A 20883-nucleotide genomic window follows, 5' to 3' on the forward strand; every position below is an offset into this window, starting at 1 on the left:
GTGCGCTAATACTAGGGCGGCACTGTGACAGTGTGGGCCGGTTTCTGGCGAGATGTCACCGGCCCTTCGCGGGTAACTCCCAGCGCGGTATAAGTACGGTGCAGCGAATCTCCAGGTAGGGGGCGACGAGGTGGCAACGGGCACGACCGTATTCAGCCGGGTCACGGTGGTGGCACCGCGAACGCGTATCGACGTCGCGTTGCCCGCGGACGTTGCGGTGGCCGATCTGCTGCCCATGCTGCTGGACATGGCCAAGGAGGTCACTCCGGACGGAGGCGCCCGCCACGGCGGGTGGGCGCTGGCCAAGCTGGGCGACGCGCCGCTGGACCCGAGCCGGACGCTGGCGTCGCTGGGCATTGTGGACGGCGAGCTGCTGCAACTGCGCAAGCGCAACGAGAACCCGCCCCCGCCGCTGTACGACGACGTCGTCGACGCCATCGCCGAAGCCGAGCCGGACAGCTTCCGGCCGTGGACCAAGGAGACCGCGCAGCGGATCGGGCACATCGCGGGTGGGCTCGCGCTCGCCCTCTCGGCTCTCGCGCTGTTCTTCAGTGGACCGCTGTACGGCGGGAACGGCCTCGCGGTGGCGATCACCGCCGGTGTCGGCGCGATCGCCTGTGTTGCGGTGGGCGCGACGCTCGCGAAGGGCTACCAGGCCGAGTCGACAGGGGTGCTGATCGCCGCGGCCGGTGGTCTGCCGCTGGCCTTCGTCAGTGGTTTCTACATCGTGCCCGACGTGTCGATGCGCGCGAACCTCCTGCTGGCGAGCGCGCTCGTGGTGGTGGTCGCCGCTGTCTGCATCCTGATCATGGGTGCCGGCATCACGACGTTCATCGCCGCCGCGACCGCGGGGGTCTTCGGGCTGATCGCGTTCCTCGTCGCAACACTGATCGCCCACCCCGCGCCGGGCATCGCGGCGGGGACGGTGGCCGTCGCACTCGCCGGTATCTCCCTGTTGCCGAGGGCCACGATCTGGCTCGCCAAGCTGCCGCTGCCGCACGTGCCCGGCACCGCCGAAGAGCTCAAAGAGGACACCGGCTACCCGGACTACTCCTCGATCGAACGCCGTACCAGCGTCGCCCACAACTACATGACGGGCCTGCTGGTCGGTTGCGGGTCGGTGACCGCGATCTCGGCCGTCATCACCGCCTCGTCCCCCGATATCTACGGTGTCATCACCGGTGTGGTCGCCACGCTCGTGCTGCTGCTGCGCGCACGGGCCTACGCCAACGGCAGCCAGGCCGTCGCCCTGCTGACCACGGGCATGGCCTCGGCAGGCGGCATCCTCATCGGCTGGCTGTGGACCGCGAACGCCGACGGCCGGGTCATGTGGGTGTTCGGCGCGCTGATCCTGCTGGCGGCCGGCGCGCTCGTGCTCGGTGTCATCTTCCCCAACCAGCGCTTCTCCCCGCCCATGCGCCGCACCGTCGAGATCTTCGAAGCCATCTGCATCGCGTCGGTGCTACCGCTCGCGCTCGCGGTGATGGGCCTCTACTCCACGCTGCGCCATCTCGACATCGGATGATGCGGAAAGACCAGGCCACGAGGACTTGGGGGGCACGCGTGCGTTCGACAGGACCGGCGAAGCGGATGTCAGCGCTGGCGCTGACCGCGACGATCGCGGCGCTGGGGCCCGGTGTTCTGCTGCCGGCCGCAGCCCAGCCCTCGGTGTCACCGGAGAACGGTGGCGTCTACGCGACCCCGCCGCCCGTCGACCCCAACGCGCTGCCGCGCCCCAGCACCAGCCCCGACCAGGCCTACGAGAAGAAGGTCGGCTGTGTGGAAGCGGACATGAGCCGGAACTTCCGGCTCCGCAGCGCTCCGTGGGGCCAGACGTACCTGCGCCTTGACGAGGTGCACCGGCTGATGCAGTCGACGCTCGGCTCGGCAGGCAAGTTCGCGAACGGGCAGCCCGTGCGGGTGGCGGTGATCGACACCGGCGTCACCAACCACCCCTACTTCGGGGGCAGGGTCAAACCCGGTGCCGACTACGTCTTCAACTCCGGCCAGCCCGGTATGGAGGACTGCGACGGGCACGGCACCGAGGTCGCAGGCATCATCGCCGCGGCGACCCCGCGGGACAACGCCTTCAAGGGCGTCGCGCCGGACGCCGAGATCATCTCCATCCGGCAGTCCAGCCAGAACTACGGACCCGACGAGACACCCGAGCCACCACCCCCGCCGCCGGGCGACAACGGCGGCGAACCAGGGCGGGAAGGCTCCGAGGAGCAACCGCCGGGAGACGACACCCCGCCGGCGCAGAACGGTGGTCGCACGCAAGAGGAGTCCGGCTCCGCGGGCACGCTGACCACGCTCGCCCAGGCCGTGGTCCACGCAACCGACATGGGCGCCGACGTCATCAACATCTCGATCAACAACTGCCGGCCTGCCAACGGCACCATCACGACCGGCGAGCAGGCACTCCAGGCGGCGATGCGCTACGCCGTCGACCGCGACGTCGTCGTCGTCACGGCGGCGGGCAACACCAGCGACCGGTGCGCGCAGAACGACCAGCAGGACCCGGACGAACCGAAGACGATCGTCACCCCGCCCTGGTTCGCCGACGACGTGTTGTCGGTGGGGGCGATCGACGAGACCGGCGGCGTCGCGCAGTTCAGCATCAACGGACCGTGGGTCAGCGTGGCCGCTCCGGGGACGGACATCATCTCGCTGGACCCAGCACCCGGCTCCGACCGCCTGACGAACATGACGATCGAGAACGGCGAGGCACGCACCATCGAGGGCACCAGCTTCGCGGCACCCTACGTGTCCGGGCTCGCCGCACTGGTCAGGGCGAAGTACCCGCATTTGGATGCCCGCGAGGTCATCAATCGCATCGAGCGCACGGCACAGCATCCCGCCGCGCCCGGTGGCCGGGACAACTACATCGGCTACGGCGTGATCGACCCGATGGCGGCGCTGACGGCGATGGTGCCCGAGGAGGAGAACCTCCAGCCGGCATCCGCAGTGTCGTTGCCGTCCGATCTGCCGCCCGCCGATGACCGGAACTGGACGCCGGTCATTGTGGCGCTCACCGGCGCGGGCGGCGCACTGCTGGCGCTGCTGATCACCCTGTTCGTGGTGCACACCATCCGCCGTAACCGCACGACGGTTTCGTAGCAAAAGGCCCACCTTCCCTGCTTGGCAGGGAAGGTGGGCCCTCACTCCGTCAGTTACCGCCCGACGCCGCCTGCGGGGCTTCCTCGAAGGTGCCGGCCTCCGGGTCCACCGGCACACTGTCGAAGGTCCGCATCACCGACTGCGGGTTGAGCGACGCGCCCACCGGTAGCAGCTTGATGATCGACTCCGGCGCCGGCTGCAGGTCGTCAGGGGCGAACCCGAGGTGTTCCGCGATCGCCTGGGTGGGGATGCTGTATCGCATGCCGCGGTCCGAGATCAGCTGGATGCTCCCCCGGCCGAAGGTGTCCGCCGTGGTGGCCGAGCGCACCACCGCCGCGAAGCCGGGTTGCAGGTAGAAGCTGTCGATCTTCCAGTTGTCCGGGGCGGGCGTGCCGATCCCGACCACCTGCGCGTTGTTCTGACCGTCCTTCGGACCGGGTAGCTGCGACTCGACGTAGACGGCGGTGTGAGCGTTGCGTTCGGAGCCTTCGCCCTGGACGCTCCAGCCGAGGCAGCTGACGCCGCGCAGGCTCTGGTCGATGATCTCCGGGGTGAACTGCGGGTAGTGCCGTAGATCGATCGTGCCGGGCTGGCCCTGCGTCAGCGTCGGGACGCTCTGCAGCTTGTCGGGGTGAACGGAGGGCACGACGTCGGTCTGGGTGTCGGCGGACCGGATCATCTCCGCCGCCGCCTGCGGAATCTCCTGGACACCCGCGCGAAGTACCACGTAGTGCAGGATCCTGTCGGTGCGGTTGACCTGGAACACCGCCCCGACGGGGAGTGCGTCGAGATTGAAGCCCTGTGTGGCCTCCCCTGCACCTTCGATGCGCGGCGTGGTCAGCTTCGCGACAGCCGGGATGGCGTTGAGGAGGCCGAGTGAGATCTGCCGCACCTGGTCGGGTTGGAGCCGCAACGCACTCCGCACCGCGGCATCGTTCAGGTCGACCTCCGCGCGGACCGCGTTGCCCACACCGGCCTGGGTGTTCTGCTGCCGGTAGATGAGGTAGTTCCGGCCGTCCTCGGCCTCGACGAGAAGCCCCTCCCGCACGCCGAGCTCGCGACCGTAGTTCTGGAGACCCGCGAACACGGTCGTGGAGATCTCGGCGTCCTTCCGAGCCTCCTCATCGGTCAACGTCGAGTCCAGCGTGATCTGGTCGCACACCGCCCATCTGGGCGAAATCATCTGGTCCTTCGTGGGCAGCAGCTGCGGGCCGTCGGGGATGCCCTGCAGGCGCCCGCGTGGAATGTCCTTGAGCTGCTCATCCGGCACGACCTTGGCGTCGGCCACCTGCACAGCACCGGACTGCTGGCCGCCGCCCTCACCGCTTTGCTGCTGCTGCGCCATGAGGATCAGTCGCGCGGAGGCCAGGTTGAACGTGGGGATCAGCTTCCGCGGGTTCGAGGTCACCACGTAGATCGAGCCGGACTGTTCACCGACGACGATGCCGGATTCCGGTGCTGTCGGTGCGGGCCTGAAGAACCCGAAGATGACGAAGCCGAGCATCGCGATCGCGCTGAGCACAACCCCGACGATCGTGGCACGCGAATGCGTCCGCATCGGATCGTGCAGCATCACGGCGTCCCTGCGTACCAGCGCGGACTGCATGCGCCGCAGCACGAACTGATACGCCTGAACTTGTGACTTTGTTGTCGGTGTTGACGGCATTCTCGACCTACAGCTCTCCCAGTCGCGGTACGGTTCCGCAGGATAGCGGTACGGGGACGGTCCGGTCTTGGTTTCTACCAACTCCGGTTGGTGTTCGGCTCCTCGGGCCGCTGTCAGCTGACGTGCACGAAACGAGGGGAAGAGAACGAGCGGATGTCCGTCACCACTCCTCCACGCCCGACAGGCCCGCCGCCCGGATCGCAACCGCCCCCAGGACGGCCACCGAGGCCCCCGCAGCGTCCGAACGGGCCTGGCGGCTCCGGCGGTGGCCCAGGTGGCCCGAGGAACCCTCGTGGGCCGGGCGGACCTGGTGGTCCGGGTGGTCCATCTGGGCCACCACCTGGGCAGCAACCGCCGCGCCCCGGCGGCCAGAACCCGGCCCCCGGACCCGCACGCGTGGCCCCGCCGGCACGGCGCCGCACGCTCGGGGCGAACCTGGGGCCGCTGCCCGTTGCCAATGTCGTGGTGCTCGAAATCGGCCTGGCGTTCGGCCTGATCCTCCTCGCGATCAACGACTCGCTGCTCTACGTCGCCATTGGCGTGGTGGCCGTCGCGCTCATCCTGGCGTTCCTGCGCTGGGGTGGTCAGTGGTTCACGCAATGGGCTGGTCTTACCGCGCGCTACGCCTTCCGCTCTCATGAACGGGTCGCCACCCCGCCCGCCCCGAAGGACCTCGAGTCGATCGCTGCCGAGGACAGCACCGAGGGCGTCATCGGCCCCGACGACGCACGGGTCAGCCTGCTGCGGCTCGCGCTACCGGACCTCGTGGTGGTGCACGGCAAGGACCACGAGCACCAGGAGGTCGGGCTGGCTTGGCACGACGGGACGTGGACGGCGGTCCTGCTCGTCGAACCAACCCCGGCCCTGATCACGCAGGCAGGCGGGGCGCCGAGCCTGCCGCTGTCCGCCCTCGCACCGTGTCTGGAGGACCGCGGTGTCGTGCTCGACTCGATCCAGCTGACCTGGCACTGCTATCCGGGTAGCGCGGCACTGCCTGCGGACTCGCCCGCGCTGAGCTCCTATATGGAGGTTCTCGGGCCGCTGCCCGCCGCTGCCCGCCGGACGACCTGGGTCTCGATCCGGCTGGACCCCAAGCGTTGCCCAGCAGCGGTGCGCGAGCGTGGCGGCGGTGTCGTCGGCACACACCGGGCGTTGATGGGTGCGCTGTCCCGGGTGCGTAACGCTCTCGAGTCGCGCGGCGTACCGACCCGGCCTCTGAATCCCGATGAACTGCTGCGTGCGGGGATCTCGGCTGCCGAGTTGACCGGTGTCGCAGGCTCCCACACCCGGGTGGGCCTGCACGAGCGCTGGACCGGTGTGACGGCGGCCGGTATCGGCCACGCGAGCTATGCCATCACCGGCTGGCCGAAGGGCAAGGTCACCTCGAGCCTCAACGCGCTCACCAGCGTCCGGGCGCTGTCGGCGACGGTCGCCATGTCGATCGCACCGTCCGATGAGGAGGGAAAGATCGGCCTCCGCGGTGTCGTGCGGGTCAGTGCGCGGAACCCGAGGGAGCTCGAGACCGCGGACCAGCGCCTCACCGGTATCGCCGATCGGCTGGGCGTCGCGCTGACCCCGCTGCGCGGAAAGCAGGCTGCCGGTTTCGCCTCGACGCTGCCGATGGGAGGCACAGCATGAGGAGTCCTGTGTCCAACCGCGGCCGTCGGCGGCGGGGCGACGTCTGGGAGCGCACTGTGAAGACGATCGCGTTCGCGCGCAAAGTCGCGAAGGAGACAGCGTGAGCGCCCGACTGCACGACCCCAACCAGCACCTCGGTGTGGCACCGGAGTTCGTCGTGGACCCGGCGTTGCTTGACGCGATCAGCCCGTCCGGCGACCGGGGTGGCATCGTGCTCGGCTCGGGCCTCCAGGGCGAGCCGCTGACGATCTCGGCACTGCGTGCAGCGCCGACCAGGATCGTGCTGGTCGGCGGTCTGTACCTGGCGCGCCAGGTGGCACTGCGGGCCATGGCGGTCGGCGCGTGGGTCGTCGTCGCGACGGGCCGCCCGACCGCATGGCATGTGCTGTCCCAATCCGCCGGGACACAGGCCAACGGGCAGCCTTCACCGCTCGTGCAGATCCGGCGGTTGTCGCCGGTCGAGCTGCCGAGGCCGTCGGAGGACGCGCCGCTGCTGGTCGTGCACGACGGCGGGCCGACACCACAGGATCTGTTCCCGCCGCGCTCACCGTGGCAGACCACCGTGTACGTGCTGCCGTACCTGCACCCACAGGCGGGTGCCATGGCCAACGCCGCCGACCTCGTGCTGATGCAGCGCCTGCCGGCAGGCCAGGCGGAGCTGGCGGCTCGTATCTGGCGGTTGCCTCCGCAGATGATGCGGCAGCTGACCACGTTGAAGGACGACCAGGTCGTCGCGCTGGGCCGCAACCTGTGGCGTCCCCTGCGCCTGGTCACCACCGGCAAGGAGCAGCAGATCCTCGGCCCGGTACGGCGCGGCGACTGAGGTCTACCCGCCCCTATTCGCCGTCGGACATCGCGGAGCGCAGGTTCCGGGTCTGCGCCGCGCGGGCAGCCAGCTCGGCGTCCGGCGGGTAGTCGATCCGGACGAGCGTGAGGCCATGTGCGGGCGCCACGGCGCTGTCCCGCACCTGGCTTTCCAGGACCTCACCCGGCCACGCCGTACCCCGGCGGCCATCGCCGACAAGCAGCAGCGCACCGACGAGGCTGCGGACCATCGAGTGACAGAACGCGTCGGCGGACACCTCGACCTGCACCTCGTACTCGCCCACCCTGCGCCAGACGAGCTGCTGGAGCTCCCTGATCGTCGTCGCGCCCTCCCGTTGCTTGCAGAACGCTGCGAAGTCATGCAGGCCGAGCAACGCGCGCGAAGCCTCGTTCATAGCGTCAACGGACAGCGGACGTCCCCAAGCGAGCGTGTCCCTGCGCCGCAGGGGATCCACGCCCCATGGCGCGTCCGAAACCTGATACCGGTAGTGCCGCCGGATCGCCGAGAAGCGCGCGTCGAAACCGTCCGGTGCGATCCTGGCGCCCAGCACGCGCACGTCGGGCGGCAGAAAACGGTTCCAGCGGTGCCGCATGCGGTCCAGATCGGGAATGCCGTGCGCGTCCACCGGCAACCGTGTCGCCGTGTCGCGGGCCAACGGCACCACATCGACGTGGACGACCTGGTCGGCGGCGTGCACGCCGGCATCGGTGCGTCCGGCGACGACGACCGACCGCGCGAGTGCCACGCCCGGTGGCTGTTTCGTCAGTGCGTCCTCGAGGACACCCTGCACGGTGCGCCGTTCGGGCTGCCGTGCCCAGCCGGAGAAGTCGGTGCCGTCGTAGGCCACGTCGAGGCGCAGACGAACGAGCCCGCCCTCCCCAGTGGGAGTGGCGGGCTCGTTCGGGATGTTGCGAGCCGTCAGGACTCGTCCTTCTTGTCGGCCTTCTCGGCCGGCTCGTCCTCGGCAGTCGCGTCCGCGTCGGCCTTCGCCTCGTCGGTCGCTGCGGGAGCCTCGGTGTCCTGGTCGGCCTCGGCCTTGGCCTCGGTCTCCTCAGCCGCGGCGGGGGCCTCAGCCTGCTCCGCTGCCTTGGCGTCCTTGGCGAACTTCGTCTTGCGCGCCGCCTCGGCCTCAGCCGTAACCGTCTTCTCCGCCACCAGCTCGATGACCGCCATCGGGGCGTTGTCGCCCTTGCGCGGCAGCGTCTTGGTGATACGGACGTAGCCGCCGTTGCGGTCCACGAAGAACGGCCCGATCTCTTCGATCAGCTTGTGCACGACGTCCTTGTCGCGGATGACCCGCATGATCTGACGCCGGTTGTGCAGGTCGCCGCGCTTGGCCTTCGTGATCAGCTTCTCGGCGAGCGGCCGAACACGCTTGGCCTTGGCCTCGGTGGTCGTGATCTTGCCGTGCTCGAACAGCGATGTGGCCAGGTTCGCCAGCATCAGCCGCTCGTGCGACGGCGAGCCACCGAGACGGGGTCCCTTGGTGGGGGTGGGCATCGGTTCTCCTCGTTCAGCTACTCAGCTGCGCGACCTGATGCCTCCACTGTGGACGTCCACCGTGGAGGCACCATTTGCCGGTCTTACAGCTGCTCCGTCTCTGCGTAATCCTGGCCATCGTCGTGGCCACTGTCGGAAAGGCCGCCAGCGGTGTCGCTGCTCCAACCCTCACCGTCGTAGTTGCTCGCAGCCGCCGTCGGGTCGAACCCGGGCGGGCTGTCCTTCAGCGTGAGGCCGAGGCCGACGAGCTTCATCTTCACCTCGTCGATCGACTTCGCACCGAAGTTGCGGATGTCGAGCAGGTCGGCCTCGCTGCGCGAGACCAGCTCGCCGACCGTGTGGATGCCCTCGCGCTTGAGGCAGTTGTAGGACCGCACCGTGAGGTCCAGGTCCTCGATCGGCATCGCGTAGGCGGCGATGGTGTCCGCCTCCTGCGGCGAAGGGCCGATCTCGATGCCCTCGGCGTCGACGTTGAGCTCCCGAGCCAGACCGAACAGCTCGACCAGCGTCTTACCGGCCGATGCAACCGCGTCCCGCGGAGTGATCGACGGCTTCGTCTCGACGTCCAGGATCAGCTTGTCGAAGTCGGTCCGCTGCTCGACACGGGTGGCCTCGACCTTGTAGGTCACCTTCAGCACCGGCGAGTAGATCGAGTCGATCGGAATCCGGCCGATCTCGGCGCCGGCCTGCTTGTTCTGCAGCGCGGGCACGTATCCGCGACCCCGCTCGACGACGAGCTCGATCTCGAGCTTGCCCTTGCCGTTCAGGGACGCGATGTGCAGGTCAGGGTTGTGCACGGTGACACCCGCCGGCGGCACGATGTCGGCCGCGGTGACCTCACCAGGTCCCTGCTTGCGCAGGTACATGGTGACCGGCTCGTCCTCCTCGGAGGACACCACGAGCTCCTTGAGGTTCAGGATGATCTCGGTGACGTCTTCCTTCACCCCGGGCACGGTGGTGAACTCGTGCAGGACGCCGTCGATGCGGATGCTCGTGACGGCGGCACCGGGGATCGACGACAGCAGCGTGCGCCGCAGCGAGTTGCCGAGGGTGTAACCGAAGCCTGGCTCGAGCGGCTCGATGGTGAACCGGGAGCGTGTTTCGTTGACCGTCTCTTCGCCGAGAGCCGGCCGCTGGGAAATCAGCACTTTCCTTCTTCCTTTCCTGCCGGCGCCCGCCATATGACGCCGAAAGGGTGGCGTAGCGGCGGCGCGCTCCTCGCGCCGCCGCCGTCGATCACTTCGAGTAGAACTCGACGATCAGCTGTTCCTGCACAGGAATCTCGATCTGCGCGCGCTCCGGCAGCTGGTGCACGAGAATCCGCAGGTTCGACTGCACGATCTGCAGCCAGGCCGGAACGGGGCGCTCGCCGAGTGCCTCCTTGGCGGCCACGAACGGTAGCGTCTGCAGCGACTTCGGCCGCACGTCGATGATGTCGAACTTCGACACGCGGAAGCTCGGGATGTTCACCTTGTCGCCGTTGACGATGAAGTGCCCGTGGCTGACCAGCTGACGAGCCTGCCGGCGGGTACGAGCCAGGCCGGCGCGGTAGATCACGTTGTCGAGCCGCGACTCGAGGATCTGCAGCAGGTTCTCACCGGTCTTACCGGTGCGGCGTGCGGCTTCCTCGTAGTAGCGCTTGAACTGGCGCTCAAGCACGCCGTAGGTGTGGCGAGCCTTCTGCTTCTCCTGCAGCTGGAGCAGGTACTCGCTCTCCTTGATCCGGCCGCGGCCGTGCTGGCCGGGCGGGTAGGGACGGCGCTCGAAAGCCTGGTCGCCGCCGATCAGGTCAACCTTGAGGCGACGCGAGACGCGCGTCGCGGGGCCGGTGTAACGAGCCATCTGTGCTTACTCCTCCCCGTTCCTCAGACCCGGCGCCGCTTGGGCGGGCGGCAGCCGTTGTGAGGCTGCGGGGTCACGTCCTGGATGGTGCCGACCTCGAGGCCGGCGGCCTGCAGCGAGCGGATCGCGGTCTCCCGGCCGGAGCCGGGGCCCTTCACGAACACGTCGACCTTCTTCATGCCATGCTCGGCGGCCTTGCGCGCGGCGTTCTCGGCAGCCATCTGCGCGGCGAACGGCGTGGACTTACGCGAGCCCTTGAAGCCGACATGGCCGGAGGACGCCCACGAGATCACGGCGCCGGTCGGGTCGGTGATCGAGATGATCGTGTTGTTGAACGTGCTCTTGATGTGGGCGTGCCCGTGAGCGACGTTCTTCTTTTCCTTGCGCCTGACTTTCTTGGCGCCAGTACGAGCCTTGGGAGGCATGTCTGGGTGTTTCTCCTTAGCGCGAGTTCTCTTGGTGGGCGGCTGCGGCTTCACGCTGACCGCGCCGGATCACAGTCCCGGCGTCGGTGTACAGCTGGCGCAGCGCCATCGGACGGGCATACAGAGCCTTCGGCGAGACAGGGGACGTACCGCGGCGCTGCGTAGCACCGACCTGCACGACCCGCTTACCGCGAACGCTCACTTCTTGCCCGCCTTCTTCTTGCCGGCAACCGTCTTCTTCGGGCCCTTGCGGGTACGGGCGTTGGTCTTCGTGCGCTGCCCACGGACGGGCAGGCCACGACGCCATCGCAGACCCTCGTAACACCCGATCTCGATCTTGCGACGGATGTCGGCGTTCACCTCGCGGCGAAGGTCACCCTCGACCTTGAAGTTCTCTTCGATGTAGTCCCGCAGCTTCACCAGGTCGTCGTCGCTGAGGTCCCTGACGCGGGTGTCCGCGTTCAGCTCAGTAGCGGCGAGCAGTTCCCGGGAGCGGGTACGACCGATGCCGTAGATGTAGGTCAGCGCGATCTCCAGCCGCTTTTCGCGGGGGAGGTCGACGCCAGCGAGTCGTGCCATTGGCGCTTGTACTCCTTCTGTCCTCGTGTCTCCAGGTCTGCTCCCCGTCCATCCCGGGACGACTCGCCGTCGTCCACCTGCTCACGCGGGTGGTGTCCCGGCCCCGGCCTGAAGTCCGGGGGTGAACCGGCCCGCCACAACGGGCGGTCCGGCAGGTGCGGGGAGGTATTGAAGTGTCAAGCCACTCTGAGACGAGTGCTCGTGATCAGCCCTGCCGCTGCTTGTGCCGCAGGTTGTCGCAGATCACCATGATCCGGCCGTGCCGACGGACGATCTGGCACTTGTCGCAGATCTTCTTGACGCTCGGTTTGACCTTCACGTCTCCTGCTTTCCTTCAGCTCGTGCTGAGTTACTCCGCACGCACTGACCGAGGCGGTCGACCCCGGCCGTGCTCACCGTGATCACTACTTGTAGCGGTAGACGATGCGACCACGGGACAAGTCGTAGGGCGACAGCTCTACGACGACCCTGTCCTCGGGCAAAATACGGATGTAGTGCTGCCGCATCTTGCCGCTGATGTGGGCAAGGACCTTGTGGCCGTTCTCCAACTCGACGCGAAACATCGCGTTGGGAAGCGGCTCGATCACGCGGCCTTCTACCTCGATGGCCCCGTCTTTCTTCGCCATGTCCTCCGCGTTTCGTGATTGGTTGAGCGGTGGGTGCTTATCCGGTCTGTGGCGCGCACGCCACCCCGACTCCAATGCCCCAGAAATTAAAGCGCGCTGGAATCGACGTGATGGGCACGCCAGCTAGTTAGTCTACGCACCCCGTGTCAAGGTCCCCAAACGGGGGCCGGTCGTGCTAGACGTGCGGCAACTCTCCGCCGCACTCCCCCAACGATAACACCGTCACTGTAACGCGCCGGGCGCTGAAACACGGCGTCGAGCGGGCTCACCGCGCCCGCGGCTCCGGCGGGCGGGAGGCCTGTTCCGGGGCGGTCAGCACCCACGGGCCGTCGTCGGTCACGGCGACGGTGTGTTCCCAGTGCGCGGCACGGGAGCCGTCCTCGGTCACGACCGTCCAGCCGTCATCCAGCTCGCGGGTCTCACCGGATCCGCCGCTCAGCATCGGCTCGATCGCCAGTGCCATGCCGGTGCGCAACTGCGGGCCCTTGCCCGGCTTTCCGACATTGGGCAGGAACGGGTCCATGTGCATTGCCCGGCCGATGCCGTGGCCGCCGTACTCGACGACCATGCCGTACTCGATGCCGTCCGCCTCACCTGCTCGGTCGGCGGCGGATTCGATGGCGAACGAGATGTCGGTGAGCCGGGCGCCCGGCTCGACAGCGGCGACACCTGCCCACATCGCCGCCTCGGTCGCGGCCGAGAGCTGCCGATCGGCAGCGGCGACCTCGCCGATCGAGATGGTGACGGCGGCGTCACCGTGCCAGCCGTCGAGGATGGCGCCACAGTCCACGGACAGGAGGTCGCCGTCTGCGAGCACACACTCACGCGCCGGGATACCGTGCACGATCTGGTCGTTCACCGACGCGCAGATCGAGGCGGGAAACCCGTGGTAACCCTTGAACGAGGGAACCGCGCCGGCGTCACGAATCGTCTGCTCGGCGAGGTCATCCAGCTCAGCGGTACTGACACCAGACCTGGCAGCGTCGGTGAGAAGCTCGAGGGTACGGGCCACGACGAGCCCGGCGGCTCGCATCACCTCGAGTTCCTCGCGCGTTTTGATCTCGATGGCCCCGCGACGGCGCAACCAGCGGGGAACGCGCAGTCCGCGCAGGTTCACGACCTGGTCTTCAGCGCGTCGAGTACGCGTGAGGAGATCTCGTCGATGTCGCCGACACCGTTCACGGCCAGCAGAATGTCGGCGTAGTACTCCAGCAGCGGCGCCGTCTCCGAGCGGTAGACCTGCTGGCGCCGGCGAATCACCTCTTCGGTGTCGTCGTCGCGGCCACGGGCGAGCAGCCGCTCGACGAGGACGTCCTCGGGAACCTGCAGCTCGATCACCGCATCGAGGCCGCTGTCCTGCTCAGCAAGCAGCTGCCCGAGCACGTCGGCCTGCTTGGTGTTCCGGGGGAAGCCATCGAGCAGGAATCCGGCCTCGGTGTCCTCCTCGGCCAAGCGCTCGCGCACCATCTCGTTGGTCACCGAGTCCGGCACCAGGTCACCCGAGTTCAGGTAGCGCTTCGCCTCCTGGCCGAGCGGGGTCTGCTCGCTCACGTGCGCTCGGAACAGCTCCCCGGTGGAGATGTGCGGCACTCCCAGCCGCTCGGACAGTGCGACGGCCTGCGTGCCCTTACCTGCTCCGGGGGGACCGACGAGAACCACACGTGTCATCGGAGGAACCCTTCGTAGTTGCGCTGCATCAGCTGGCTTTCGATCTGCTTCACGGTGTCGAGACCGACACCGACCATGATCAGCACAGCCGTACCGCCGAACGGGAAGTTCTGGTTCTGTCCCTGACCAGTGATGGAGAGGAAGAAGTTCGGCAGAATCGCAACGATACCGAGGTAAATCGAGCCCGGCAGTGTGATCCTGCTCAGCACGAAGTTCAGATACTCGGCAGTGGGCCTGCCCGGCCGGATGCCCGGGATGAACCCACCGAACTTCTTCATCTCCTCGGCACGCTCGTCGACGTTGAACGTGATGGTGATGTAGAAGTACGTGAAGAAGATGATCAACGCGACGTACGCCAGGATGTGCACCCAGCTGGACTGGTCGACCAGGTAGGTCTGCAGGAAGCGCTGCCATCCGGACGCCTGGTTCGGGTCGCCCACCAGCCTGCCGATCAGGTCGGGCAGATAGAGCAGCGACGACGCGAAGATGACCGGGATGACACCCGCCTGGTTCACCTTGATCGGCAGGTAGGTCGAGGTGCCCCCGTACATCCGCCTGCCGATCATGCGCTTGGCGTACTGCACCGGGATCCGCCGCTGGCCCTGCTCCACGAAGATGACGCTCGCGATGATCGCCAGCGCGAGGATGCAGACGAAGAAGAAGATGAGGCCACCCTGGTTGGTCAGGATGTTCGCACCCTCGGCGGGAATCTGCGCCGCGATGTTCAGGAAGATCAGCAGCGACATACCGTTGCCGACGCCGCGCTCGGTGATCAGCTCGCCGAGCCACATCATGACGGCCGTACCCGCGGTCATCGTGAGGACCGTGATGGCCATGGTGGCGATGCTGTTGTCCGGGATGACGGGCTGCTGGCAGTCACCGAAGAGCTGTCCGCGGTCGGCCAGGGCGATGACACCGGTCGCCTGCAGGATCGCCAGTGCGATCGTCAGGTACCGCGTGTACTGGGTGAGCTTGCCCTGTCCGGCCTGCCCTTCCTTCTTCAGCTCCTCGAACCGCGGGATCACGACCGTGAGCAGCTGGATGATGATGCTCGCCGTGATGTAGGGCATGATGCCCGTCGCGAAGATGGAGAGCTGCAGGAGCGCCCCGCCGCTGAACAGGTTCAGCAGGGAGAAGATGTTCTGGTTCTCGATCTGCGCCTGACATGCCTGAACATTCGGGTATGACACCCCGGGCGCTGGAATGACCGCACCGATCCGGTACACGGCCACGATCATCAGCGTGAACAGGATCTTCTTGCGCAGGTCCGGCGTCGCGAGAGCCGAGCGGAAGGCGCTGAGCACGCGGGGGACCTCCTCGGCGTCGTCGGTGATCAACCGACGATCGGCTTGGCCGGCACAGGGGCCGGCAGGACAGACTTGTCACTGGCGGGCAAGCCAGAAGCACTCCAGGACACACGTGTCCCGCAGCGTGGGGTCGACTCTAACAGCCCCGCACTACGGCCTCGCAGGTAGTGCGACGTTACGCGGTCCTCGCCCCGGTCGTGACCCGCCGGCAGACTTCCCGAGCGCACCCCAGCTGCCGAAAAGCACCCAAGGCCACCTTGGTCAACACAGCGACGCGCAGCGTCTCCGTTTGGGTGGCGGTGGGAGACGGGTGGGCGCTTTGAACGCAACCAAGGTGGCCTTGGGGGACAAATGAAATGCCGACGGCCCGCCCGGTCCTGGTGGACCGAGCGGGCCGTTGACGTTGTAACGCAGGGTGCTCAGAGCGTGGTGGCGGAGCCACCGGCGGCTTCGAGCTTCTCCTTCGCGCTGGCCGAGAAGGCATCGGCGGTGACGTCCAGCTTGACGCCCTCGACGTCGCCGTTGCCGAGCACCTTCACGAGCTTGCCCTTGCGGACCAAGCCACCGGCGACGAGCTCCTCCTTGCCGACCGCGCCACCGTCGGCGAAGACACGGGCGATGTCGCCCACGTTCACCGGCTGGTACTCGGTGCGGAAGCGGTTCTTGAAGCCACGCAGCTTCGGCAGCCGCATGTGGATGGGCATCTGCCCACCCTCGAACCCGGCCGGCACGTTCTTACGGGCCTTGGTGCCCTTCGTACCGCGACCGGCGGTCTTGCCCTTGGAACCCTCACCACGACCGACGCGGATCTTCTCCCGCTTCGCACCGGGGGCAGGACGCAGATGGTGGATCTTGATGGTCATGCTTTGACCTCCTCGACGTCCACCAGGTGCCGCACCGCGCGGATCAGCCCACGAACCTCGGGCGTGTCATCCCGCACCACGGACTGCCGGATCTTGCGCAGTCCGAGGGTGCGCAGCGAGGCACGGTGGTTCTGCTTGGTACCGATCGCGCTCTTGACCTGGGTGACCTTCAGCTGAGCCATGTCAGACCCCCTGGCCTGCGCGCTGGCGCAGCATCCTGGCCGGTGCCACGTCCTCGAGAGGCAGGCCACGCCGAGCCGCGACCTCTTCCGGACGCTGGAGGTCCTTCAGAGCCCGCACGGTCGCGTGCACGATGTTGATCGCGTTGTCGCTACCGAGCGACTTCGACAGCACGTCGTGCACACCCGCGCACTCCAGCACCGCACGCACCGGGCCACCGGCGATGACACCGGTACCGGCACTGGCCGGGCGAAGCAGCACCACACCTGCGGCCTCCTCACCCTGCACCGGGTGCGGAATGGTGCCGGCGATGCGAGGCACGCGGAAGAAGTTCTTCTTCGCTTCCTCGACACCCTTGGCGATGGCCGCGGGCACCTCCTTGGCCTTGCCGTAGCCGACGCCCACCTGACCGTCGCCGTCGCCGACAACGACCAGAGCGGTGAAGCTGAAGCGACGACCACCCTTGACGACCTTGGCCACGCGGTTGATAGCTACGACGCGCTCGAGGTGCGGGGTCTTGTCCTGGGCCGCCCCGCCACGGCCACCGTCACGACGGTCCCTGCGGTCCCGGCCGCCACCGCGCTCGCGGTCGCCGCCCGGTCCGCCCTGGCCGCCGGATTGCCGCGTACGTCCCGGCATCAGGCGTTCCTTCCGTTCTCGAGAATGTTCACTGTCCTAAAACTCCAACCCCGCCTCGCGAGCGGCGTCGGCCAGCGCGGCGATGCGGCCGTGGTAGCGGTTGCCGCCGCGGTCGAACACCACACTGGAGATGCCCGCCTGCTTGGCACGGGCCGCGAGCAGCTCGCCCACCTTGGCAGCCTTGGCCTTCTTGTCGCCCTCGACGGCACGCACGTCGGCTTCCAGGCTGGTCGCCGACGCCACGGTGTGACCCGCGAGGTCGTCGATCAGCTGAACGGCGATGTGCCGGGAGGACCGCTTCACAGCCATCCGCGGACGCTCGGGCGTGCCGCTGATCTTCTTGCGCAGCCGGGCGTGGCGACGAATCTTGCCAGCGCGACGGCGGGTCGAGATGTCCTTGCCGACCGGCTTGCGCTTGGTCACGGTTTCGCTCATGATCACTTACCCGTCTTTCCGACCTTGCGACGGATGCGCTCGCCTTCGTAGCGCAGGCCCTTGCCCTTATAGGGGTCCGGACGCCGGAGCCTGCGGATGACCGCCGCGATCTGGCCGACCTTCTGCTTGTCGATGCCGGACACCGAGAACCTGGTGGGGTTCTCCACCTTGAAGGAGATGCCCTCCGGGGCCTTGATCAGCACCGGGTGGCTGTAGCCGAGGGCGAACTCGAGGTCCGAGCCCTTGGCCTGCACGCGGTAACCGACCCCGTGGATCTCCATCTTCTTCTCGTACCCCTCGGTGACACCCACAACGAGGTTGTGCACCAAGGTGCGGGTCAGGCCGTGCAGCGCGCGGCTCTCCCGCTCGTCGTTCGGCCGCTTCACCGCAAGCGTGCCGTCTTCCCCGCGCTCGACCGTGATCGGCTCAGGAACGGTGTGCTCGAGGGTGCCCTTGGGCCCCTTCACCGTGACCTGCTGGCCGTCGATGGTCACCTCGACCCCGGAAGGGACGGTGATCGGCAGCTTTCCGATGCGTGACATACCAGTCCCCCTTCCTTACCAGACGTAGGCGAGGACTTCGCCGCCCACGCCGTTGCGCTTACACTGCCTGTCCGTCTGCAGCCCGGACGACGTCGAGATGATCGCGACGCCGAGGCCACCCAGAACGCTGGGCAGAGTGGTCGATTTCGCGTACACCCGCAGACCGGGCTTGGACACCCGCCGGAGTCCGGCGATGCTGCGCTCGCGGTTCGGGCCGTACTTCAGCTCGACGATCAGGTTCTTGTGCTTCTCACCGGGCTCGGTGCGGAAGTCGGCAATGTAGCCCTCGCGCTTGAGGATGTCGGCGATGTTCACCTTGATCTTCGAGTGCGGAAGCACGACCTCGTCGTGGTACGCCGAGTTCGCGTTACGCAGACGGGTCAAGAAGTCTGCGATCGGGTCGGTCATCGTCATGGTGACCTGTCAACCTTTCTCGCCCTGGTTCCCCTGGCGGGGCCTGTGGCGAAGTGGGATGGACCCCCGCTGCAGTGTTGGCCGCAGCAGGGAACGGTGGGAAGCCTTCACCAGCTGGACTTGCTGACGCCGGGGAGCTGGCCCGCGTGCGCCATCTCCCGCAGGCAGATACGGCACAGGCCGAACTTGCGGTAGACCGAGTGCGGTCGGCCGCAGCGCTGGCAACGGGTGTAGGCGCGCACCTTGAACTTCGGCTTGCGGGCGGCCTTGGCGATCAGAGCTTTCTTGGCCATCTGCTCAGTTCTCCTTGAACGGGAAGCCGAGCTTGCGAAGCAGCGCGCGGCCCTCGTCGTCGGTGGTGGCGGTCGTGACGACCGTGACGTCCATACCGCGCGGGCGGTCGATGGAGTCAGGGTTGATCTCGTGGAACATCGACTGCTCGGACAGGCCGAACGTGTAGTTGCCGTTGCCGTCGAACTGCTTGCCGGACAGCCCGCGGAAGTCGCGGATACGCGGCAGTGCGATGGTCAGCAGCCGGTCGAGGAACTCCCACATGCGATCACCGCGCAGCGTGACCCGCGCGCCGATGGGCTGGCCCTCACGCAGCTTGAACTGCGCGATGGACTTGCGAGCCTTGCGGATCTCCGGCTTCTGGCCGGTGATGAGGGTCAGGTCGCGCACGGCGCCTTCGATGAGCTTGCTGTCGCGGGCTGCGTCGCCGACGCCCATGTTCACGACGACCTTCACCACACCGGGAATCTGGTGCGGGTTGCCGTAGCTGAACTCCTCGCGCAGCTGGCCGGCGATCTCCTCGCGGTACCGGGTCTTCAACCGCGGCGTCGGGTACGTCTTCTCTGCGGTGGTCATCAGATGTCCTTGCCCGTCCTACGCGAGATACGAACCTTCTTGCCGTCCTCGCCAATGCGGTAGCCCACCCGGGTCGGCTTGCCGTCGGAGTCCACGACCATCACGTTCGACACGTGGATCGGGGCCTCCTGGGTGATGATGCCGCCGGACTGGGCCCCGCGCTGCGTCTGGGTGATCCGGGTGTGCTTCTTGATCCGGTTCACGCCCTCGACGAGGACTCGCTGCCGCTCGGGGTAGGCCTGGATGACCTTGCCCTTCGCGCCCTTGTCCTTACCGGCGATGACGAGGACGGTGTCGCCCTTCTTCACCTTCATCTAGAGCACCTCCGGCGCCAGCGAGATGATCTTCATGAACTTGCGGTCGCGCAGCTCGCGGCCGACCGGCCCGAAGATGCGGGTGCCTCGCGGCTCGTTGTCGTTCTTGATGAGCACGGCGGCGTTCTCGTCGAAACGGATGTAGGAGCCGTCAGGGCGACGCTTCTCCTTCACCGTGCGGACGATGACGGCCTTGACCACGTCACCACGCTTCACGTTGGCGCCCGGGATGGCGTCCTTGACGGTGGCGACGATGATGTCGCCGATGCCCGCGTAGCGCCGCCCCGAGCCACCGAGCACGCGGATGGTCAGGATCTCCTTGGCACCCGTGTTGTCGGCGACTCGCAGTCGCGACTCCTGCTGGATCACGTCAACTCCTGTATGTCGCGCCGGTTCTCGGTGAGGCTTTCAACGATGGGTTCCATCGTTGAAAGCCACTCCCGAGCCTGGCGGAACGAATGGGGCTGGCTGCCCCCTGATTACTTGGCCTTCTCGCGGATCTCGACCAGCCGCCACCGCTTGGTGGCCGACAGCGGCCGGGTCTCCATCAGCAGGACGCGGTCACCCACGCCGGCCGTGTTCTGCTCGTCATGCGCCTTCACCTTCTTGGTGGAGCGCAACACCTTGCCGTAAAGCGGGTGCTTCTTGCGGTCCTCGAGTTCGACGACGATCGTCTTGTCCATCTTGTCGGACACGACGAGGCCTTCGCGGACCTTCCGGTAGTTACGGCCGGAATCCTTCTTCTGCACCGGCTCGGTCATGCGGCACCTTCGCTCTCATCGGTGTCATCGGGCGCGACGGAGAGTCCGAGCTCGCGCTCGCGCATCACCGTGTAGATACGCGCGATGTCGGCGCGGACCGTGCGCAGCCTGCGGTTGTTGTCGAGCTGGCCGGTTGCCATCTGGAAGCGGAGGTTGAACAGCTCCTCCTTGGCTTCCTTCAGGCGCAGCACGAGCTCTTCCGCAGTGAGCTCACGGATCTCTGCCGCCGCCACTCCAGCAGCCTTCGCCATCAGAACTCACCACCTTCGCGGGTCACGATCCTGCACTTCATCGGCAGCTTGTGGATCGCGCGGCGCAGCGCCTCGCGAGCCACCGTCTCGTTCGGGAAGCTCATCTCGAACATCACCCGGCCGGGCTTGACGTTGGCGACCCACCACTCCGGCGAACCCTTACCGGAACCCATTCGGGTTTCCGCGGGCTTCTTGGTGAGCGGACGGTCCGGGAAGATGTTGATCCAGATCTTGCCGCCACGCTTGATGTGCCGGGTCATGGCGATACGAGCGGACTCGATCTGCCGGTTCGTCACGTAGCTGTGCTCGAGCGCCTGGATGCCGTACTCACCGAAGTTGACCTTCGTGCCGCCCTTGGCGGCGCCGCCCCGCTTCGGCGAGTGCTGCTTGCGGTGCTTGACCTTGCGTGGGATGAGCACG

Annotated in this window: 30 protein-coding genes; 4 read left to right on the forward strand and 26 right to left on the reverse strand. The window is 67.4% G+C overall.

Annotated features, from left to right (window positions below):
* The first annotated feature begins 130 nt into the window (after positions 1 to 130).
* On the forward strand, positions 131 to 1525 hold the full coding sequence (eccD, locus tag ABZ863_RS00340) for a type VII secretion integral membrane protein EccD (RefSeq protein WP_358529106.1): 1395 nt from the start codon (positions 131 to 133) through the stop codon (positions 1523 to 1525).
* Between the two features lie 65 nt (positions 1526 to 1590).
* Positions 1591 to 3120, forward strand: a complete 1530-nt coding sequence (gene mycP / locus ABZ863_RS00345) for a type VII secretion-associated serine protease mycosin (RefSeq protein WP_358529108.1) — start codon at positions 1591 to 1593, stop codon at positions 3118 to 3120.
* A gap of 49 nt (positions 3121 to 3169) precedes the next feature.
* Here the strand turns inward: mycP and eccB are convergent, their stop codons facing one another.
* Positions 3170 to 4786 (reverse strand): type VII secretion protein EccB, encoded by a 1617-nt coding sequence (gene eccB, locus ABZ863_RS00350; protein WP_358529111.1) that lies wholly within the window; start codon positions 4784 to 4786, stop codon positions 3170 to 3172.
* Positions 4787 to 5182: 396 nt separating this feature from the next.
* Here eccB and eccE point away from each other — a divergent pair, with 396 nt between their 5' ends.
* On the forward strand, positions 5183 to 6424 hold the full coding sequence (gene eccE / locus ABZ863_RS00355; RefSeq protein ID WP_358529114.1) for a type VII secretion protein EccE: 1242 nt from the start codon (positions 5183 to 5185) through the stop codon (positions 6422 to 6424).
* Positions 6425 to 6524: 100 nt separating this feature from the next.
* On the forward strand, positions 6525 to 7247 hold the full coding sequence (locus ABZ863_RS00360) for a hypothetical protein (protein ID WP_358529117.1): 723 nt from the start codon (positions 6525 to 6527) through the stop codon (positions 7245 to 7247).
* 13 nt (positions 7248 to 7260) lie between these two features.
* Here the strand turns inward: ABZ863_RS00360 and truA are convergent, their stop codons facing one another.
* The 25 genes from truA to rplP form a co-directional block, all read right to left on the reverse strand.
* Positions 7261 to 8097 carry a tRNA pseudouridine(38-40) synthase TruA gene (gene truA / locus ABZ863_RS00365; RefSeq protein ID WP_358529120.1) on the reverse strand — a complete coding sequence of 279 codons (837 nt, stop codon included), beginning with the start codon at positions 8095 to 8097 and terminating at the stop codon, positions 7261 to 7263.
* Positions 8098 to 8168: 71 nt separating this feature from the next.
* Complete coding sequence (gene rplQ, locus ABZ863_RS00370) at positions 8169 to 8750, reverse strand: 50S ribosomal protein L17 (RefSeq protein WP_358529122.1); 582 nt, start codon at positions 8748 to 8750, stop codon at positions 8169 to 8171.
* Between the two features lie 83 nt (positions 8751 to 8833).
* Complete coding sequence (locus tag ABZ863_RS00375; RefSeq protein ID WP_358529125.1) at positions 8834 to 9898, reverse strand: DNA-directed RNA polymerase subunit alpha; 1065 nt, start codon at positions 9896 to 9898, stop codon at positions 8834 to 8836.
* 88 nt (positions 9899 to 9986) lie between these two features.
* Positions 9987 to 10592, reverse strand: coding sequence for a 30S ribosomal protein S4 (gene rpsD, locus ABZ863_RS00380; protein ID WP_358529128.1), 606 nt, complete (start codon positions 10590 to 10592; stop codon positions 9987 to 9989).
* A 23-nt stretch (positions 10593 to 10615) separates the two neighbouring features.
* The gene (rpsK, locus tag ABZ863_RS00385; protein ID WP_358529130.1) at positions 10616 to 11017 is read right to left on the reverse strand and encodes a 30S ribosomal protein S11; all 402 of its coding nucleotides are present in this window, start codon (positions 11015 to 11017) and stop codon (positions 10616 to 10618) included.
* Between the two features lie 16 nt (positions 11018 to 11033).
* Complete coding sequence (locus ABZ863_RS00390) at positions 11034 to 11219, reverse strand: hypothetical protein (RefSeq protein WP_358529132.1); 186 nt, start codon at positions 11217 to 11219, stop codon at positions 11034 to 11036.
* Positions 11216 to 11596 carry a 30S ribosomal protein S13 gene (rpsM, locus tag ABZ863_RS00395; RefSeq protein ID WP_358529133.1) on the reverse strand — a complete coding sequence of 127 codons (381 nt, stop codon included), beginning with the start codon at positions 11594 to 11596 and terminating at the stop codon, positions 11216 to 11218. The genes ABZ863_RS00390 and rpsM overlap by 4 nt, the downstream gene beginning before the upstream one ends.
* Positions 11597 to 11801: 205 nt before the next feature.
* Positions 11802 to 11915: a 50S ribosomal protein L36 gene (gene rpmJ, locus ABZ863_RS00400; RefSeq protein ID WP_005443306.1), complete on the reverse strand. Its 114-nt coding sequence runs from the start codon at positions 11913 to 11915 to the stop codon at positions 11802 to 11804.
* Positions 11916 to 12000: 85 nt separating this feature from the next.
* The gene (gene infA / locus ABZ863_RS00405; RefSeq protein WP_005443304.1) at positions 12001 to 12222 is read right to left on the reverse strand and encodes a translation initiation factor IF-1; all 222 of its coding nucleotides are present in this window, start codon (positions 12220 to 12222) and stop codon (positions 12001 to 12003) included.
* Between the two features lie 265 nt (positions 12223 to 12487).
* Positions 12488 to 13339, reverse strand: a complete 852-nt coding sequence (gene map / locus ABZ863_RS00410) for a type I methionyl aminopeptidase (RefSeq protein WP_358529138.1) — start codon at positions 13337 to 13339, stop codon at positions 12488 to 12490.
* On the reverse strand, positions 13336 to 13890 hold the full coding sequence (locus tag ABZ863_RS00415; RefSeq protein ID WP_358529141.1) for an adenylate kinase: 555 nt from the start codon (positions 13888 to 13890) through the stop codon (positions 13336 to 13338). The genes map and ABZ863_RS00415 overlap by 4 nt, the downstream gene beginning before the upstream one ends.
* Positions 13887 to 15194 carry a preprotein translocase subunit SecY gene (gene secY / locus ABZ863_RS00420; RefSeq protein ID WP_358530320.1) on the reverse strand — a complete coding sequence of 436 codons (1308 nt, stop codon included), beginning with the start codon at positions 15192 to 15194 and terminating at the stop codon, positions 13887 to 13889. The genes ABZ863_RS00415 and secY overlap by 4 nt, the downstream gene beginning before the upstream one ends.
* A gap of 422 nt (positions 15195 to 15616) precedes the next feature.
* Complete coding sequence (rplO, locus tag ABZ863_RS00425; RefSeq protein WP_358529144.1) at positions 15617 to 16060, reverse strand: 50S ribosomal protein L15; 444 nt, start codon at positions 16058 to 16060, stop codon at positions 15617 to 15619.
* Positions 16057 to 16242 (reverse strand): 50S ribosomal protein L30, encoded by a 186-nt coding sequence (rpmD, locus tag ABZ863_RS00430; protein ID WP_358529147.1) that lies wholly within the window; start codon positions 16240 to 16242, stop codon positions 16057 to 16059. Before rpmD ends, rplO begins: the two co-directional genes overlap by 4 nt.
* Before the next feature lies 1 nt (position 16243).
* The gene (gene rpsE / locus ABZ863_RS00435; protein WP_091802171.1) at positions 16244 to 16879 is read right to left on the reverse strand and encodes a 30S ribosomal protein S5; all 636 of its coding nucleotides are present in this window, start codon (positions 16877 to 16879) and stop codon (positions 16244 to 16246) included.
* 36 nt (positions 16880 to 16915) lie between these two features.
* Positions 16916 to 17314, reverse strand: a complete 399-nt coding sequence (gene rplR, locus ABZ863_RS00440; protein WP_358529151.1) for a 50S ribosomal protein L18 — start codon at positions 17312 to 17314, stop codon at positions 16916 to 16918.
* A 2-nt stretch (positions 17315 to 17316) separates the two neighbouring features.
* Entirely contained in the window at positions 17317 to 17856 is a 540-nt protein-coding gene (gene rplF / locus ABZ863_RS00445; protein WP_358529153.1) for a 50S ribosomal protein L6, read from the reverse strand.
* 15 nt (positions 17857 to 17871) lie between these two features.
* Positions 17872 to 18270, reverse strand: coding sequence for a 30S ribosomal protein S8 (gene rpsH / locus ABZ863_RS00450; protein WP_358529155.1), 399 nt, complete (start codon positions 18268 to 18270; stop codon positions 17872 to 17874).
* A gap of 107 nt (positions 18271 to 18377) precedes the next feature.
* Positions 18378 to 18563 carry a type Z 30S ribosomal protein S14 gene (locus ABZ863_RS00455; RefSeq protein WP_091802162.1) on the reverse strand — a complete coding sequence of 62 codons (186 nt, stop codon included), beginning with the start codon at positions 18561 to 18563 and terminating at the stop codon, positions 18378 to 18380.
* Positions 18564 to 18567: 4 nt separating this feature from the next.
* Positions 18568 to 19137 carry a 50S ribosomal protein L5 gene (rplE, locus tag ABZ863_RS00460; protein WP_358529158.1) on the reverse strand — a complete coding sequence of 190 codons (570 nt, stop codon included), beginning with the start codon at positions 19135 to 19137 and terminating at the stop codon, positions 18568 to 18570.
* On the reverse strand, positions 19137 to 19451 hold the full coding sequence (rplX, locus tag ABZ863_RS00465) for a 50S ribosomal protein L24 (protein ID WP_110334829.1): 315 nt from the start codon (positions 19449 to 19451) through the stop codon (positions 19137 to 19139). The genes rplE and rplX overlap by 1 nt, the downstream gene beginning before the upstream one ends.
* On the reverse strand, positions 19452 to 19820 hold the full coding sequence (rplN, locus tag ABZ863_RS00470; protein ID WP_024876329.1) for a 50S ribosomal protein L14: 369 nt from the start codon (positions 19818 to 19820) through the stop codon (positions 19452 to 19454). It abuts the gene before it with no gap.
* Positions 19821 to 19930: 110 nt separating this feature from the next.
* Complete coding sequence (gene rpsQ, locus ABZ863_RS00475) at positions 19931 to 20212, reverse strand: 30S ribosomal protein S17 (protein WP_200315980.1); 282 nt, start codon at positions 20210 to 20212, stop codon at positions 19931 to 19933.
* Positions 20209 to 20463 (reverse strand): 50S ribosomal protein L29, encoded by a 255-nt coding sequence (gene rpmC / locus ABZ863_RS00480; RefSeq protein WP_358529163.1) that lies wholly within the window; start codon positions 20461 to 20463, stop codon positions 20209 to 20211. The genes rpsQ and rpmC overlap by 4 nt, the downstream gene beginning before the upstream one ends.
* Positions 20463 to 20882 (reverse strand): 50S ribosomal protein L16, encoded by a 420-nt coding sequence (gene rplP / locus ABZ863_RS00485; protein WP_358529165.1) that lies wholly within the window; start codon positions 20880 to 20882, stop codon positions 20463 to 20465. The genes rpmC and rplP overlap by 1 nt, the downstream gene beginning before the upstream one ends.
* Position 20883: the final 1 nt, after the last annotated feature.

It is taken from the genome of Saccharomonospora sp. NPDC046836 (genome assembly GCF_040645195.1).
In the GTDB taxonomy this organism is placed as follows: domain Bacteria; phylum Actinomycetota; class Actinomycetes; order Mycobacteriales; family Pseudonocardiaceae; genus Prauserella_A.